Source organism: Labrys sp. HAY1-8F (assembly GCF_056754975.1).
Map to the genome: position 1 here is coordinate 4,343,471 of NZ_JBPGWZ010000002.1, position 14,030 is coordinate 4,357,500.

Sequence of the window (14,030 nt, forward strand, 5' to 3'; positions counted from 1 at the left end):
TCCGCAATGGCAATGTTCCGGTCAGGCATCTGCAGATGCCTGACTCACCCCACCTTGCAGGCGTTCTTCTTGATCTCGCGATCGGCACCGCTGAGGATGGTCGGGCCGGCCTTGGGGTATTTGCTGCCGACGGCCTGAAGAGCCGCGCAGGCTGCATCCTTCTCACCCATGGCCGCCAGCGTGATGCCCAGCTTGAGCATGCTGGCGGGTGCGCGCCTGGAATTGGAGTAGGTCTTGGTGACCTTCAGGAACTGCTCGGCCGCATCGGTATATTGCTTGCGCTGATAGAGGCTCTCGCCGATCCAATGGATGGCGTCGGGCACGCGCTTGTCCTTGGGATGGCTGGCGACGAAATTGCGAAAGGCGGCCTCGGCCTGGTCGTAGCGCTGGGTCTCGATCAGGCGATAGTCGGAAGCATATTCGGCCTCCGGCGTAGCGGGGGCGGCCGGTGCCGGTGCCGGTTCAGCGCCGGCTTCCGGCGCATTGCTGGCCATGGGACGCGATGTATCGACGGCGATACCCGGCAGGCCAGGGGAGACGGTGGAGTTGCGCGGGCGCGGTGTCGAGGGCGGCGGGGCCTGTTCGGGAACATCGCCTGTGGAGTCCTGCATGGCGACATCGTTGCCACCGCGGGCGGGAAGGCTGCCCAGGGAATTGGGCTGCGTGGCCGGGGCGCTCTGGCCGCTCTTCTGGCGCGAAGGCGCGCTGGGCGCCGGCTTTGGAGCGGACGCCTTGCCCCCGCCGCCTTCGAGGGCCTGCAGGCGATATTCGGTATCCTCCTGCTGCCGCTTCATGTCGTCCTGAAGCTTGCGCACCTGTGACTGTAGATCCTCGACGGTGCCAAGCAGTCGGCGATTCTCGCCTTCGAGCCGTTGTACGCGCACGAGAAGATCGCCCATAGTGGATTCCTGGGCTACGACATAGCCGTTCTGCGGCGCGCTCGGGGCCGCAGCCGCGGGGGGCTGTTCATCGGTCGAGCCTGTGACGTTGCCGTCATACCCGGCCTGTGCGGGCGGCTGGGGGTAAGGCTGGTCGGGCGTGTAGCTGTTGTCCTGCGTGGACTGGTCCTGCCCGACGCTGCCGGGCGGCATCAGTCCCTCGTCATAGGACGCTGCGCGCACCGGGCCCAAGGGCAGGGCCAGGGTCACGGCCAGCAAAAGCGCGGCGGAAGCGGGGCGGAGCATGAGGCGGCTCATTCGGTTGCAATCAATCCAAAGCGTTCTGCGATCTGGCGGAATCGCCGTAAATCGCAAGGATGGGTCGAAACTCGGTATTCAGGCAAGGCGTGTTCTCATAAAAACACATCCTGCTCCAGTCACGTCGATACCACACAGGTCAAGTCAGGCGAAACTTTGAACAAACGGCTTTCCCCATGATAGAAATGGCGCAAACCCCGCCGAATTTCGGCGGCGTGCTTAATGAGGCGTGCCACAGCCTGCCTCTTCGGGTCTATTACGAGGACACCGATTTCTCCGGCATCGTCTACCATGCCAATTATCTGCGCTTCTTCGAACGGGGACGAACCGAGTTCATCCGCGCGCTCGGTGTCGATCAACTCGCCCTTCACCGCGAAGAGGGCATCGCCTTTGCCGTGCGTTCGATCCAGGTCGAGTTCCTGCGCCCTGCGTTGATGGACGACATCGTCGAAGTGGAGACGAAGGCCAGCGAGGTGCGCGGGCCTTCGCTGCATCTCGAACAGAGCATCCGGCGGGGCGAGGAAGTCCTGACCACCGCCAAGGTTCTGGTGGTCTGTATCCGCAACGGCCGGCCCCAGCGCCTGCCGGAGAGTCTGCGCAACGTGCTGTCCAAAGCATAGTGCATTGAAGCGTAAATGCTTTTTGGCGCCAACGTCTTGTTTCCGCACTTCTTCGCTGTTTGGGCTGTTTCCATCAAATCGTAAAACGCTTTAGTCGGGATCAGTAATCGGTCGGCGTTGGAGCCGCCGTCATCAATGTTGCAGCGCATCGTAAATAAGAATTCGCGAATCGAGGTCGGCCGTAACCCGACATTAACGGTACCGATGATCAATAGGCCTGGAATCCGCCGTTTATCGCGGTCGGGAAGGGGTGCCGCACTGCGGTCACATTCAAACGTCAAAAGGAGCCCGTGACGCTTGGTGTTGTTGCTCTGCACAACCAGGTGCGTGGATTTCCCGAGTAACGTTTGGTGTGTGCCGGGGCGGTGCCTGAGGCAGGCTTGATGTTGGCTCGATGCGCGGGATCGAGATCAGGCTCGCCGATTATTGTTGCGACTATGCTGATCTTGCACGGATCCGCTTAGCTACGAATGTGCCGATCCCCTGCGGACCGGCTTGGCCCGTCGGCCTCAGGACGAGGAATTGAAGGAATGGAAGCGACCGCCGATATGGCCCAGACGGCCCTGGCTCCGGTAACCGATGTGAGCCTGCTCGGATTGATCATGAATGCCGGTCTGGTCGTCCAGATCGTCATGCTGGGCCTGATGGCAGCCTCGGTGTGGTGCTGGGCCATCATCATTGACAAGGCCATCCTGTTCTCGCGTTCGCGTGCCGCCATGAATCGTTTCGAGCAGGTGTTCTGGTCGGGCCAGAGCCTGGAAGAGCTCTATCGTTCGCTGTCGCAGCGCCAGAACTACGGCATGGCCGGCCTGTTCGTCTCCGCCATGCGCGAGTGGAAGCGCTCGCTCGAATCCCCCGGCCGCTCCTTCCTCGGCCTGCAGGCCCGCATCGAAAAGGTGATGGACGTCACCGTTCAGCGCGAGGTGGAGCGCCTGGAATCCAAGCTCCTGGTGCTCGCCACCGTCGGCTCCTCCAGCCCGTTCATCGGTCTGTTTGGCACGGTGGTCGGTATCATGACCGCTTTCCAGTCGATCGCGGCCACCAAGAATACCTCGCTCGCCGCCGTGGCGCCCGGTATTTCCGAAGCCCTGTTCGCCACCGCGATGGGTCTGGTCGCCGCCATTCCGGCGGTGATCGCCTACAACAAGTTCAACGCGGAAGTCGCCAAGCAGCAGGCGCGTCTGGAAGGCTTCGCCGACGAATTCTCCGCCATCCTGTCGCGCCAGATCGACGAGCGCATGGCCGCCTGAGCGGCCGCCTCGTTCCGGTCCCTCATTCAAGGAAAGCATCATGGGTGGAAGTGTCGCGACAGGTTCAGGCGGCTCGGGTGGCGGAACACGCCGCCGCCGCCGTCACAAGGCGCCGATTGCCGATATCAACATGACGCCGTTCATCGACGTCATGCTGGTGTTGCTCATCATCTTCATGGTCGCTGCGCCGCTGTTGACCCAAGGCGTCGATATCGATCTGCCACAGACCCAGGCGAAGGCCATTTCGGTGGACAAGCGCCCGATCACCGTCTCCATCAAGGCGGACGGCCAGTCCTATCTGAACGACAGCGACAAGCCGGAGCCTGATTTGCTCGGCCGCCTCAAGGCGATGACGGAGAACGGGGCAGGGGTCGAAGAGCGCATTTTCGTCAAGGGCGACGGCAAGGCGAGCTGGGATCAAATTGCCAAGGTGATGAGCGATATCACGAGCGCGGGGTTCAAGAAGGCAGCGCTGGTAACCCAGCCGCAGAGCTAGAAACGGGAATGCTCGCATTTACCTCGTTTCGGCTGATGTTCGCGCTGACAGGCGGGCGGCATGGGGGCGGGGTAGCTTGGCGACGTCGCGGAATATCGAGCAGGCGATGACGTCGGGATTGGGGTTTGAAAGGCCGGTTTGAGTACGATGCGTGATTATGGACTTCCCGTTTCGGCGGCGGTGCATGTAATTTTGCTGGGAGCGTTGCTGTTCGCGTTTCCGGCCGCCCAGCCGCTCGAACTCGGCCCCGGCCGTTCCGGTGAATATGGTCACGCCGGAACAATACGACCAGATCATGAAGGGCGATCCGACACCGTCGGCCGGCGGTGGCGGCGGACAGGAAGCGCCGCAGCAGGTGCAGGCTCTGCCGCCGTCGCGTGACGTGCCGGATGCGGAAGTCGCTGACACTTCCGACGACGCCCCGCCGCGATTGCCGACGCCCAAGCCCGAATCGAAACCAGATACTCAGGCCCTCGCCAAGCTGGCTGAGGCCGCTGCTGCTGCCGAGGCGGCCGCCAAGGCCCAGGAACAAGCCAAGGCCGAGGCCGCGGCCAAGACTGCGCAGGCCAAGGCGGAAGCCGCGGCGAAGGCGGCCCAGGCCAAGGCTGCCGCCGATGCTGCTGCCAAGGCGCAGGCTCAGGCCCGCGCCGAGCTTGCCGCCAAGGCCGATGCTGCGGCCAAGGAAGCGGCGGAGGCCGAAAAGCAGCAGAAGCTCGCCGAGGCCGCGGAGGCTGCCAAGAAGGCCGAGGCCGACAAGCAGCGCAAGGTCGCCGAAGCCGAAGCTGCCAAGAAGGCCGAGGCCGATAAACAGCGCAAGATCGCCGAGGCGGAGGCCGCCAAGAAGGTTGAGGCCGAGAAACAGCAGAAGATCGCTGACGCCGAGGCCGCCAAGAAAGCGGAAGCCCAAAAGCAGAAACAACTCGCCGATGCCAAGGCCAAGGCTGATGCCGAGCGTCAGGCTGCCATCGACAAGGCCATCGCCGACAAGAAGGCAGAGGCTGCCAAGCAGGCTGCGGCCGCCAAGAACGCCAAGCAGCTCGACGGCATTGACGGTATCCTGGCCAAGCGCAAGGCTAAGGAAGGCCAGCAGGTGGCGAGCAATGTTCCGGCAACGACGCCGAGCAAGCCCTCCGGGCGGGCGGGCAATACCCGCGATAATGTTGGCCAGACCGCATCCACCGGCAGGCCAGACGCTAGTGCGCCCCGCCTGAGTATGGGCGAGCAAATGGCGATGCAGAGCATGATCAACAGTCAGATCAGGAGTTGTCTAAATCCCTCCTTTGGTAAGGATGGGGCCGGTGATAGCGCAACCATCCGCCTGCATATGAATGAGGATGGCACCATTGCGGACGCCCAATTGGTGAGTGCAAGCAATCCGACGGTCGCCGGTGCTGTTACGCGTGCAGTCAAGCGCTGCATCACAGCAGAGAACCCCTTGAAGTTCAAACGAGACCTCTACGCATCCTGGAAGGTCTTCAACTATGTCGTGAAGCCCGGCAGCTTTTGACCGAGTGTAAGGTCTTCCGAAAAATCGAGAGATGAGAATGTCCATCGCCTCCTTGTTACATAAAAAGGTCAGCTTCCTATTGGCCGCATTGGCCGTGGCCACTTTGAGCATGACGGTACCAGCGGCTGCGCAGAGCAGCATATTGACGCTGACCTATGATGGAGCGACGGCGGTTACCCCTGTTTCCGTTGCTGTTATGCCCATCAGCGGGGGCGGACGCGATCTCTCGGGCGTAATCAGCAACGACCTTGGTCGCTCGGGTTTGTTCCAGCCGATCGATTCCAAGGCTTTCGTCGAGCAGGTAGGACCAAACGCGGCGCCTAATTTCGCCAGCTGGCAGACGCTGAATGCCCAGGTCGTGGTGGCCGGCCAAGTAGTGGCAGGTGGGAGCGGTCTCAGCATCCAGGTTCGTGTCTGGGATGTCGTCCAAGGCAAGCAGATTGCCGGCCAGCAGTTCTCGACCTCTGCCAATAACTGGCGTCAGCTCGGCCATGTCGCCGCCAACGCGGTATTCAAGGCAGTGACGGGTGAGCCCGGTGCTTTCGACACACGCATCGCTTTTATCTCCGAATCCGGCTCCAAGGATAAGCGCGTGAAGCGTCTTGCCGTGATGGACCAGGATGGCGCAAATACCGTCTATCTCAGCCGTGGCACCGATCTGGTGCTGACGCCGCGCTTCTCTCCGACCAACCAGGAGCTGACCTATCTGTCCTTCGGCAATGCCGATCCCCGCGTCTATCTGGCCAATGTCCAGACCGGCCAGCGTGAAGTGGTCGGCAACTTCCCGGGCATGACCTTCTCGCCGCGCTTCTCGCCCGATGGCCGCAAGGTCATCATGAGCTTGGAGAAGAACGGCTCCTCGACCATCCAATTGCTGAATCTGCAGTCGAAGCAGGCGACGCAGCTCACCAATGGCAGCGCGATCGATACCTCGCCATCCTATTCGCCGGATGGTAGCCGCATCGTGTTCGAGTCGGACCGCGGCGGCACCCAGCAGATCTACATCATGAACGCCGACGGTTCGAACCAGCAGCGCATCACCGGCGGTGATGGCGGTGCTCGCTACTCGACTCCGGTGTGGTCGCCCCGCTCCGACCTGATCGCCTTCACCCGCCAGAAAGGCGGCCAGTTCGGCATCGGCATCATGAAGCCGGACGGTACGGGCGAGCGCATGATCACCGAGGGCTTCCACAATGAAGGCCCGACTTGGGCCCCCAACGGTCTCTATCTGATGTGGTTCCGCGACCTTGGCCAGGGCCCGCAGCTCTGGCAGGCCTCGATCTTCGGCACCCCCGAGCAGCGCGTGCCGACGCAAGGCTATGCCTCCGACCCGGCTTGGTCCGCCAATCTGTTCAAGCGGAATTAACGGGGGAAGCTGTTCGGCTTTCAGGTATCGGCTCAAGCCCTCCCCTTCATCGGGGAGGGTTTTTCATTTGGCCTGCGACGATTGCTTCCTTCGCGGCGGCCTTGCGGGTGGGCCAGTCCTCGTCCGCAATTTCAGCCTCGTCGAGCGCCACCGGTTTGAGGCGCCGGGCATAGCGCTGCGCCAGGATGGCGCAGGTCATCAGCTGGATCTGGTGGAAGAGCATCAGCGGCAGCACGATGGCCCCGATGTTCTGGCCGGCGAAAATCACGGTTGCCATCGGCACGCCGGTGGCGAGGCTTTTCTTCGAGCCGCAGAACACGATAGTGATCTCATCCTCCTTGGAGAAGCCGAGACGGCGGCTGCCATAGGTGGTGATAACCAGTACCAAAGCGAGCAGGGCGGCATCGACGAACACCATGGTGAGCAAGGCCGTAGCCGAGAATTGCCGCCACAGGCCGCCTGTGACGGCATCGGAAAAGGCCAGATACACCACCATCAGGATCGAGCCGCGGTCGACGAAGCTCAGCACATAGCGGTGCCGGCGCACGAAACTACCGATCCAGGGTTGCAGCACCTGGCCGAGCACGAAGGGCAGCAGGAGCTGGGTGACGATGGTGATCAGGACGGAACCGGAAAAGCCCGCGCCGCGCGAAGCGAAAAGCAGGCCCGCCAGCAGCGGTGTGATGAAGATGCCGAGAATGTTGGAGCCCGATGCCGCGCAGACGGCAGCAGGGACATTGCCGCCCGCTATCGACGTGAAGGCGATCGAGGACTGTACCGTCGAGGGCAGGATGGCGAGGAAGAGGATGCCGCTGGCCAGCGTCGGCGTCAGCGCCGAGACCAGGCCGTAATCGAGGGCGAGCGCCAGTACCGGGAAGAGGGCGTAGGTCGATAGCAGGATGGTCAGGTGCAGGCGCCAATGCGAAAGACCGGCAATCACCGTTTCGCGCGAGAGCCGGGCACCGTGCAGAAAAAAGAGCAGGGCGATCGCGCCGTTGGTCAGGGCTCCGAATATCTCGGCCGGCTTGCCCGCGATGGGCATGAAGCTCGCCAACGCCACGACGCCCAGCAGCATCAGCATGAAATTGTCGGGGCGGAAGCGCGAGAACAAGTTGATGACCACCTGACGGGGAGAGACGGTGTTGCCGAAAGGACCGGCGCCGAAAACGCCGCTCAGCGTTAACCCATCCTTGCGAGGGGCGGAAGCCTCACCAGCGCCGTGGCGGGCAGGCGCAGACCTGCCATGCACGCGCCGTGTGGGAGCAGGACGCTCGCAGCGCTGCTGTGCCGCACCATCGGCGGGGTCAGGCGCGCTGGAAGGCGCTCGGCCGGACGACCACCGGTTCGGTGGCCGCGCCGCGGAAATAGCGGGCCTCGCCATTGCCGGCGAAAAGAGCGGCGTTGAGCAGCTTCAGGCCGACCGGCTTGTTGTTCTCGCTGGTCCTGAGACTGGGCGTATCGACCTCCACCACCGTGCCTTGGGTGCCCAGGGCCACCTCCAGGCGGCGGGTGGCGCCGACGCGGCGCTGCGCCACGATCAACCCGTTGAGGACCGATGCGCCCGGTTCGACCGGTGCGACGTCGTGCGGGCGTAAGAACAGGCTGGCCGGCCCGTCCGGCAGGCCGTCGGCATTGAAGGGCAAAGCGGTGCCTTCGAGCAGGATGCGACCCTGCGAAATCGTCACCGGCACACGGCTCGACTCGCCGATGAACCCGAAGATGAAGGGGGTGGCCGGATGGTCGTAGATTTCGTCGGGCACGCCGAGCTGGTCGATGCGGCCCTTGTCCAGCACGGCGATGCGATCCGACAGCTCCAGCGCCTCGTCCTGGTCGTGGGTGACGAAGATGGTGGTGTGGCCGGTCTTGTCATGGATGGTGCGCAGCCAGCTGCGCAATTCCTTGCGGACCTTGGCATCGAGGGCGCCGAAGGGCTCATCGAGCAGCAATACCTTGGGTTCCACCGCCAAGGCGCGGGCGAGGGCGACGCGCTGGCGCTGGCCGCCGGAGAGCTGGGACGGGAAGCGCTGGCCGAAAGCGCCGAGTTGCACCAGATCGAGGAGTTCGGCCACACGCCGGACGATTTCGCCTTCTGCCGGCCGCTTGGCGCGCGGGCGCACCCGCAGGCCATAGGCGACATTGTCAGCCACCGTCATGTGGCGGAACAACGCATAATGCTGGAATACGAAGCCGACCCGGCGCTCCTGCACCGTCAGGCCGGCCGTGTCGTCCGTGCCGAAAAAGACCGTGCCTGTGGTAGGGCGCTCGAGCCCGGCGATGATGCGCAGCAGCGTGGTCTTGCCTGATCCGGAAGGGCCGAGCAGGCCGAGCAACTCGCCTGACTTGATGTCGAGATCGATGCCGTGCAAGGCCGGCGAGACGCCGTAGCTCTTGGTCAGGCCAGTAACGCGGATATCCATGGATCTGGTCCTTATCAGTGCTTGGCGCCGTGGGCGAGTTCATCGCCATAGCGCCATTCGAGCAGCGTCTTGGCCACGAGGGTCACCAGGGCCAGCAGGGCAAGCAGGGAAGCGACGGCAAAGGCGGCAACCGCGGCCGAGCCTCCACCTTCATAGAGGATCTGGATATGCAGCGGCATGGTGTTGGTGCCGCCGATGACGTGGCCCGATACCACCGAGACCGCTCCGAACTCGCCCATGGCCCTGGCATTGCACAAGAGTACGCCATAGAGCAGGCCCCAGCGAATGTTGGGCACGGTCACCGTCCAGAACATTTTCAGCGGCGAGGCGCCCAGCGTCAGCGCCGCCTCCTCGTCCGCCTTGCCCTGGGCCTGCATCAGCGGAATGAGTTCGCGCGCCACGAAGGGGAAGGTGACGAAGATGGTGGCGAGCACGATGCCGGGCAGGGCGAAGATGATCTGGATGCGATGGGCTGATAGCCAGGGGCCGAGCAGGCCCTGGGCGCCGAACAGCAGCACGAAGACGAGGCCCGCCACCACCGGTGACACCGAGAAGGGCAGGTCGATCAGGGTGATGAGCAGGCTCTTGCCCTTGAAATCGAACTTGGCCACGGCCCAGGCCGCGATCACGCCGAAGACGATGTTGAGCGGCACCGCGATCAGGGCGACGATCAAGGTCATCCAGACGGCCGTGCGGGTATCCGGGTCCTCGAAGGACTCAAAATAGGCGGCCGCTCCGCTGCGGAAGGCCTGGTAGAACACCTCGATCAGCGGCATCACCAGGAAGGCCGCCAGGAAAGCGAGGGCGATGCCGATCAGCACGCGCCGGACCAGGCGGGATTCACTGGTGACGTTGTGTTCGCGCGAGACGGGCGGTTCGCGATAGAGCTCGATCGCGAGTTCGGAGGTCGCTTCAGGCATCACCCATCCTCCTGCGGCTCCAGGCCTGGATCAGGTTGATCGCCAGCAGCATGGCGAAGGAAATCGCCAGCATGATGATGGCGATGGCGGCGGCATCGGCATATTTGTTCTGCTCGAGCTTCTGGAAGATCAGGCTCGGCACGATCTCCGAGACATAGGGAATGTTGCCTGCGATGAAGATCACCGAGCCATATTCCCCGACGGCGCGGGCGAAGGCGAGGGCAAAGCCGGTCAGCACCGCCGGCAGCAAGGGCGGCAGCAGCACGCGCGTCACCGTCTGGAAGCGCGTGGCACCGAGCGTGGCCGAGGCCTCCTCGATCTCCTTGTCGATCTCGGCGAGCACCGGCTGGAGCGTACGCACCACGAAGGGCAGGCCGATGAAGACGAGGGCGACGAAGATGCCCTTGGTGGTGAAAGCGACCTTGATGCCGGCAAGGGCGAAGAACTGGCCGATCCAGCCATTGGAGGCATAGAGGCTCGACAAGGCGAGCCCCGCCACGGCTGTCGGCAGGGCAAAGGGCAGGTCCACGGCGGCATCGACCAGGCGCTTGCCCGGGAAGTCATAGCGGACGAGCACCCAGGCGACGATGACGCCGAAGACGACATTGACCAGGGCCGCGAGGAGCGAAATGCCGAAGGTGACCCTCAGGGCGGCGGAAACCTGTCCCTCGGTCGCGATTGCCAGGATGCCGGAAGGGCCGAGCACGGCCGCCTTCTGCAACAGCGCGGCCAGGGGGATCAGCACGATCAGGCTGAGATAGAAGATCGTGTAGCCCAGCGTCAGCCCGAAGCCCGGCAGGGCGGTCGGCTTGACGAAGGGGGCTCGCAAGGTGGCGGCAAGAGCCATGGGTGTCCTGTGGCGATCGCATTCCCTTACCCTCCCCTGGAGGGTGAGGGTCGGCCCGAAGGGCCGGGGTGGGGTGAAATAGGGGGCGCTGGAAATGGATGCGGGGGGACCTCACCACGGAGAGTCACCCCACCCCGAGGCTTCGCCTCGACCCTCCCCCTCCAGGGGAGGGTAGGTCCACTACCCCTTCGGCTTGTAGATCTGGTCGAAGATGCCGCCATCGGCGAAATGCTTGGCCTGAACCTTGGCCCAGCCACCGAATTGGGGCTCGGAAATCGTAAACAGCTTCAGCTTGGCAAAACGAGCGAGATCGGCCGGATCGGCGGCTGCCTCGTCGCTGGCGCGATAGCCGTTGTGGGCGATGATCTTCTGGGCGGCCGGGGTGTAGAGAAAATTGAGATAGGCCTCGGCCTGCTTGCGCGTGCCCTTGGCGTCGACATTGGCGTCGACGATGCTGACGGGCGGTTCGGCCAGGATCGAGATCGAGGGAACCACGACCTCCAGCTTGTCCTCGCCGAATTCCTTCAGCGTCAGGAAGGCCTCGTTCTCCCAGGCGATCATCACGTCGCCGACTTCGCGCTGGGCGAAGGTGATGGTGGCGCCGCGGGCCGCCGAGTCGAGCACCGGCACGTTGTGGTAGAGCGCAGCCACGAAATCGCGGGTCTTGGTCTCGTCGCCGCCGGTCTTGTCCCAGGCATAGCCCCAGGCAGCCAGATAGTTCCAGCGCGTGCCGCCGCCTGTCTTGGGATTGCCGGTGATCACGGCGACGTCGGGGCGCACGAGGTCGCCCCAGTCCTTGATGCCCTTGGGATTGCCCTTGCGCACCACGAAAACGATGGTGGAGGCATAGGGCGTGGAATTGCGCGGCAGGCGGGACTGCCAGTTTTCCGGGATCTTGTTGGTCGCCTTGGCGATGGAATCGATGTCGTTGGACAGGGCCAGCGTCACCACATCGGCATCGAGCCCGTCGATGACGGCGCGCGCCTGCTTGCCGGAGCCGGCATGGGACTGCTTGATGGTGACGTCCTCGCCCGTCTTGGCCTGCCAGTCCGCCGCGAACGCCTTGTTGATGTCCTTGTAGAGCTCGCGCGTGGCGTCATAGGACACGTTGAGAAGCTCGGCGGCATGGCCGCGCGCGGGCGCGCCAAAGGTCATCCACAGCACGAAGCCGAGAGCCAGCAGCACGGCGAGAGTGTCGCGAAGGCGGGTGGGGCTGGTCATGCCGTTCATTTCACAACCTGGAAGTGGGAAAGGGGAATTTACAACTTCTTTATATATCCACTAAATCAATCGACATTGTCAATGTGTTAAATGCAATAAATTCCACAACAATTGTGTGTTATATGGCGGCTGCCGCCAAAAGGAAAGCGGGCCCTTGGGGCCCGCTCTGATCGCGTTCGTTTGTGCGCCTTATTGCGGCTTGTAGATCTCGTCGAACACGCCGCCATCGCCGAAATGCTTGGGCTGGGCGGTCTTCCAGCCCCCGAAGCGGGGATCGTCGATGGTCACCAGCTTGAGCTTGGGGAAGCGGGCGAGATCGGCCTTGTCGGCTGCGGCTTCATCGATCGGCCGATAGAAGTTGTGGGCGATGATCTTCTGGGCGGCCGGGGTGTAGAGGAAGTTGAGATAGGCCTCGGCCTGCTTGCGCGTGCCCTTGGCATCGACATTGGCGTCGACGATGGCCACCGGCGGCTCGGCCAGGATCGAGGAGGAAGGTGAGACGATCTCGTATTTGTCGGCACCGAACTCCTGCAGCGTTAGGAAGGCCTCATTCTCCCAGGCGATCAGGACGTCGCCGGTGTCGCGCTGGGCGAAGGTGACTGTGGAGCCGCGGGCGCCCGAGTCGAGCACGGGAACGTTGCGATAGAGCGCCGCCACGAAGTCGCGGGCCTTGGCCTCGTCGCCGCCATTCTTGTCGAAGGCGTAGCTCCACGCGGCCAGATAGTTCCAGCGAGCGCCGCCGCTCGTCTTGGGATTGGGCGTGATCACCGCAATGCCGGGCTTGACCAGATCGTCCCAATCCTTGACGCCCTTGGGATTGCCCTTGCGCACCACGAAGACGATGGTCGAGGTATAGGGCGAGGAATTGTGCGGCAGGCGTGACTGCCAATTGTCCGGAAGCTTCTTGGTCGCCTTGGCGATGGCGTCGATGTCGCCGGACAGAGCGAGGGTGACCACATCGGCTTCCAGGCCATCGATGACCGAGCGCGCCTGCTTGCCCGAACCGCCATGCGACTGCTTGATGGTCAGGTCCTCACCGACCTTGGCCTTCCAGTCGGCGATGAAGGCGGTGTTGATCTCCTTGTAGAGCTCGCGCGTCGGATCATAGGAGACATTGAGCAATTCGGCGGCGCGGGCGCCGGCAAGAGCGCCGAAAACCAGCCAGAGCACGAGGCCGAGGGCCAGGAGTACGCCGAGCGTGTCCCTCAGGCGCGCAAGGCGGAGTGTTTTGATCGTCATGATGTCGGTTTCCAGTCGGGAGAAGCGTGTCCCGAATGTCCACTAAATCAATCGACCTTGTCAATCCATAAAATGCATAGATTAATGGTATTATAAATCAATTCACATGAAGTGGATGTGTGACAAGATTGCCACAGTGCATGAGAAAGGCGGCCTGCCTTGCCCGAGCCCAGCCGGAGCCACCTTTGCGCCGGAATTGATCAGCACTTGGTTAACCATAGTGGCAATTTGGCTCTTGCGGCGAGGCGCGGCGGTACCACAGCGGCCAAGAAATCGCCACGGGCCGTGTTTCCAGAACGTTCGATTAACCAGCTTTCGCTATGGCTGGTTTACCAATTCTGACGACCGGAGGAGTAACCGGAATGATGACGTCCCTGCGCGCGGTCCCCGCACTGCGCTTTGCCGCTGCACTGACCTGCGTGCTTGCACTGGCGGCCTGTAAGAGCAAATCGGGTGCCGATGGTGGCCTCGGCGGTCCCGGTGGAGCCGGCGGTGGCGGCTACGGAGCCGGTGGCGCTGCATCGCCCGGTAGCCAACAGGACTTCGTCGTGAATGTCGGCGATCGCGTGCTGTTCCTCGTCGACCAGTCCGACATCACCCCTGAGGGTCAGCAGACGCTGAACAAGCAGGCCCAGTGGCTGAAGGCCTATCCGCGCTACTCCGTCACCGTCGAAGGTCATGCCGACGAGCGTGGCACGCGTGACTACAACTTCGCCCTCGGCCAGCGCCGCGCCCAGTCGGTGCGCGACTATCTGATGGCGCAGGGCATTTCCGGCGGTCGCATGCGCACGATCTCCTACGGCAAGGAGCGCCCGGTCGCGACCTGCAACGACATCTCCTGCTGGTCGCAGAACCGCCGCGCCGTCACCGTGCTGAACGGCGGCAATTCCTAAGTTGGGGGGCAGGTCTTCGGACCCGCCTGACCCGTGGCCGGATCGTGATTATGCATAA

Annotated in this window: 13 protein-coding genes; 6 read left to right on the plus strand and 7 right to left on the minus strand. The window is 63.2% G+C overall.

Annotation, left to right across the window (positions count from 1 at the left end):
• Positions 1-44: 44 nt before the first annotated feature.
• Positions 45-1,184 (minus strand): tol-pal system protein YbgF, encoded by a 1,140-nt coding sequence (gene ybgF / locus ACR9ZN_RS29030; protein WP_434955144.1) that lies wholly within the window; start codon positions 1,182-1,184, stop codon positions 45-47.
• 197 nt (positions 1,185-1,381) lie between these two features.
• Here ybgF and ybgC point away from each other — a divergent pair, with 197 nt between their 5' ends.
• The 5 genes from ybgC to tolB all read left to right on the plus strand — a co-directional run bounded on the left by ybgC (position 1,382) and on the right by tolB (position 6,435).
• Entirely contained in the window at positions 1,382-1,816 is a 435-nt protein-coding gene (ybgC, locus tag ACR9ZN_RS29035; RefSeq protein ID WP_481273818.1) for a tol-pal system-associated acyl-CoA thioesterase, read from the plus strand.
• Positions 1,817-2,346: 530 nt separating this feature from the next.
• Positions 2,347-3,066, plus strand: coding sequence for a protein TolQ (gene tolQ, locus ACR9ZN_RS29040; RefSeq protein ID WP_441771270.1), 720 nt, complete (start codon positions 2,347-2,349; stop codon positions 3,064-3,066).
• A 40-nt stretch (positions 3,067-3,106) separates the two neighbouring features.
• Positions 3,107-3,562: an ExbD/TolR family protein gene (locus ACR9ZN_RS29045; protein ID WP_434955146.1), complete on the plus strand. Its 456-nt coding sequence runs from the start codon at positions 3,107-3,109 to the stop codon at positions 3,560-3,562.
• A 265-nt stretch (positions 3,563-3,827) separates the two neighbouring features.
• A complete protein-coding gene (tolA, locus tag ACR9ZN_RS29050) occupies positions 3,828-5,069 on the plus strand; it encodes a cell envelope integrity protein TolA (RefSeq protein WP_481274403.1) in 1,242 nt (413 codons plus the stop codon).
• A gap of 37 nt (positions 5,070-5,106) precedes the next feature.
• Positions 5,107-6,435, plus strand: a complete 1,329-nt coding sequence (gene tolB / locus ACR9ZN_RS29055; RefSeq protein ID WP_481273820.1) for a Tol-Pal system beta propeller repeat protein TolB — start codon at positions 5,107-5,109, stop codon at positions 6,433-6,435.
• Positions 6,436-6,481: 46 nt separating this feature from the next.
• On the opposite strand, the gene ACR9ZN_RS29060 is transcribed toward tolB, so the two are convergent.
• The 6 genes from ACR9ZN_RS29060 to ACR9ZN_RS29085 all read right to left on the minus strand — a co-directional run bounded on the left by ACR9ZN_RS29060 (position 6,482) and on the right by ACR9ZN_RS29085 (position 13,079).
• On the minus strand, positions 6,482-7,516 hold the full coding sequence (locus ACR9ZN_RS29060; protein WP_441771461.1) for a bile acid:sodium symporter family protein: 1,035 nt from the start codon (positions 7,514-7,516) through the stop codon (positions 6,482-6,484).
• Between the two features lie 223 nt (positions 7,517-7,739).
• Positions 7,740-8,852 carry a sulfate/molybdate ABC transporter ATP-binding protein gene (locus ACR9ZN_RS29065; protein WP_434955149.1) on the minus strand — a complete coding sequence of 371 codons (1,113 nt, stop codon included), beginning with the start codon at positions 8,850-8,852 and terminating at the stop codon, positions 7,740-7,742.
• A 14-nt stretch (positions 8,853-8,866) separates the two neighbouring features.
• The gene (gene cysW, locus ACR9ZN_RS29070) at positions 8,867-9,772 is read right to left on the minus strand and encodes a sulfate ABC transporter permease subunit CysW (RefSeq protein ID WP_454812814.1); all 906 of its coding nucleotides are present in this window, start codon (positions 9,770-9,772) and stop codon (positions 8,867-8,869) included.
• Positions 9,765-10,619 carry a sulfate ABC transporter permease subunit CysT gene (cysT, locus tag ACR9ZN_RS29075; RefSeq protein WP_454812816.1) on the minus strand — a complete coding sequence of 285 codons (855 nt, stop codon included), beginning with the start codon at positions 10,617-10,619 and terminating at the stop codon, positions 9,765-9,767. Before cysT ends, cysW begins: the two co-directional genes overlap by 8 nt.
• 180 nt (positions 10,620-10,799) lie before the next feature.
• Positions 10,800-11,774 (minus strand): sulfate ABC transporter substrate-binding protein, encoded by a 975-nt coding sequence (locus ACR9ZN_RS29080; protein WP_441771460.1) that lies wholly within the window; start codon positions 11,772-11,774, stop codon positions 10,800-10,802.
• Positions 11,775-12,029: 255 nt separating this feature from the next.
• Complete coding sequence (locus ACR9ZN_RS29085) at positions 12,030-13,079, minus strand: sulfate ABC transporter substrate-binding protein (RefSeq protein ID WP_481273822.1); 1,050 nt, start codon at positions 13,077-13,079, stop codon at positions 12,030-12,032.
• 362 nt (positions 13,080-13,441) lie between these two features.
• On the opposite strand from ACR9ZN_RS29085, the gene pal reads away from it, so the two are divergent.
• Positions 13,442-13,972 (plus strand): peptidoglycan-associated lipoprotein Pal, encoded by a 531-nt coding sequence (gene pal, locus ACR9ZN_RS29090; RefSeq protein ID WP_434955153.1) that lies wholly within the window; start codon positions 13,442-13,444, stop codon positions 13,970-13,972.
• The last annotated feature ends 58 nt before the right edge of the window (positions 13,973-14,030 follow it).

Excerpts from the sequence above, each read along its gene's own strand:
- ybgF (WP_434955144.1), bottom strand. The coding sequence starts at position 1,184 with ATGCTCCGCCCCGCTTCCGCCGCGCTTTTGCTGGCCGTGACCCTGGCC.
- ybgC (WP_481273818.1), top strand. The coding sequence starts at position 1,382 with ATGGCGCAAACCCCGCCGAATTTCGGCGGCGTGCTTAATGAGGCGTGC.
- tolQ (WP_441771270.1), top strand. The coding sequence starts at position 2,347 with ATGGAAGCGACCGCCGATATGGCCCAGACGGCCCTGGCTCCGGTAACC.
- ACR9ZN_RS29045 (WP_434955146.1), top strand. The coding sequence starts at position 3,107 with ATGGGTGGAAGTGTCGCGACAGGTTCAGGCGGCTCGGGTGGCGGAACA.
- tolA (WP_481274403.1), top strand. The coding sequence starts at position 3,828 with ATGGTCACGCCGGAACAATACGACCAGATCATGAAGGGCGATCCGACA.
- tolB (WP_481273820.1), top strand. The coding sequence starts at position 5,107 with ATGTCCATCGCCTCCTTGTTACATAAAAAGGTCAGCTTCCTATTGGCC.
- ACR9ZN_RS29060 (WP_441771461.1), bottom strand. The coding sequence starts at position 7,516 with ATGCTGATGCTGCTGGGCGTCGTGGCGTTGGCGAGCTTCATGCCCATC.
- ACR9ZN_RS29065 (WP_434955149.1), bottom strand. The coding sequence starts at position 8,852 with ATGGATATCCGCGTTACTGGCCTGACCAAGAGCTACGGCGTCTCGCCG.
- cysW (WP_454812814.1), bottom strand. The coding sequence starts at position 9,772 with ATGCCTGAAGCGACCTCCGAACTCGCGATCGAGCTCTATCGCGAACCG.
- cysT (WP_454812816.1), bottom strand. The coding sequence starts at position 10,619 with ATGGCTCTTGCCGCCACCTTGCGAGCCCCCTTCGTCAAGCCGACCGCC.
- ACR9ZN_RS29080 (WP_441771460.1), bottom strand. The coding sequence starts at position 11,774 with ATGACCTTTGGCGCGCCCGCGCGCGGCCATGCCGCCGAGCTTCTCAAC.
- ACR9ZN_RS29085 (WP_481273822.1), bottom strand. The coding sequence starts at position 13,079 with ATGACGATCAAAACACTCCGCCTTGCGCGCCTGAGGGACACGCTCGGC.
- pal (WP_434955153.1), top strand. The coding sequence starts at position 13,442 with ATGATGACGTCCCTGCGCGCGGTCCCCGCACTGCGCTTTGCCGCTGCA.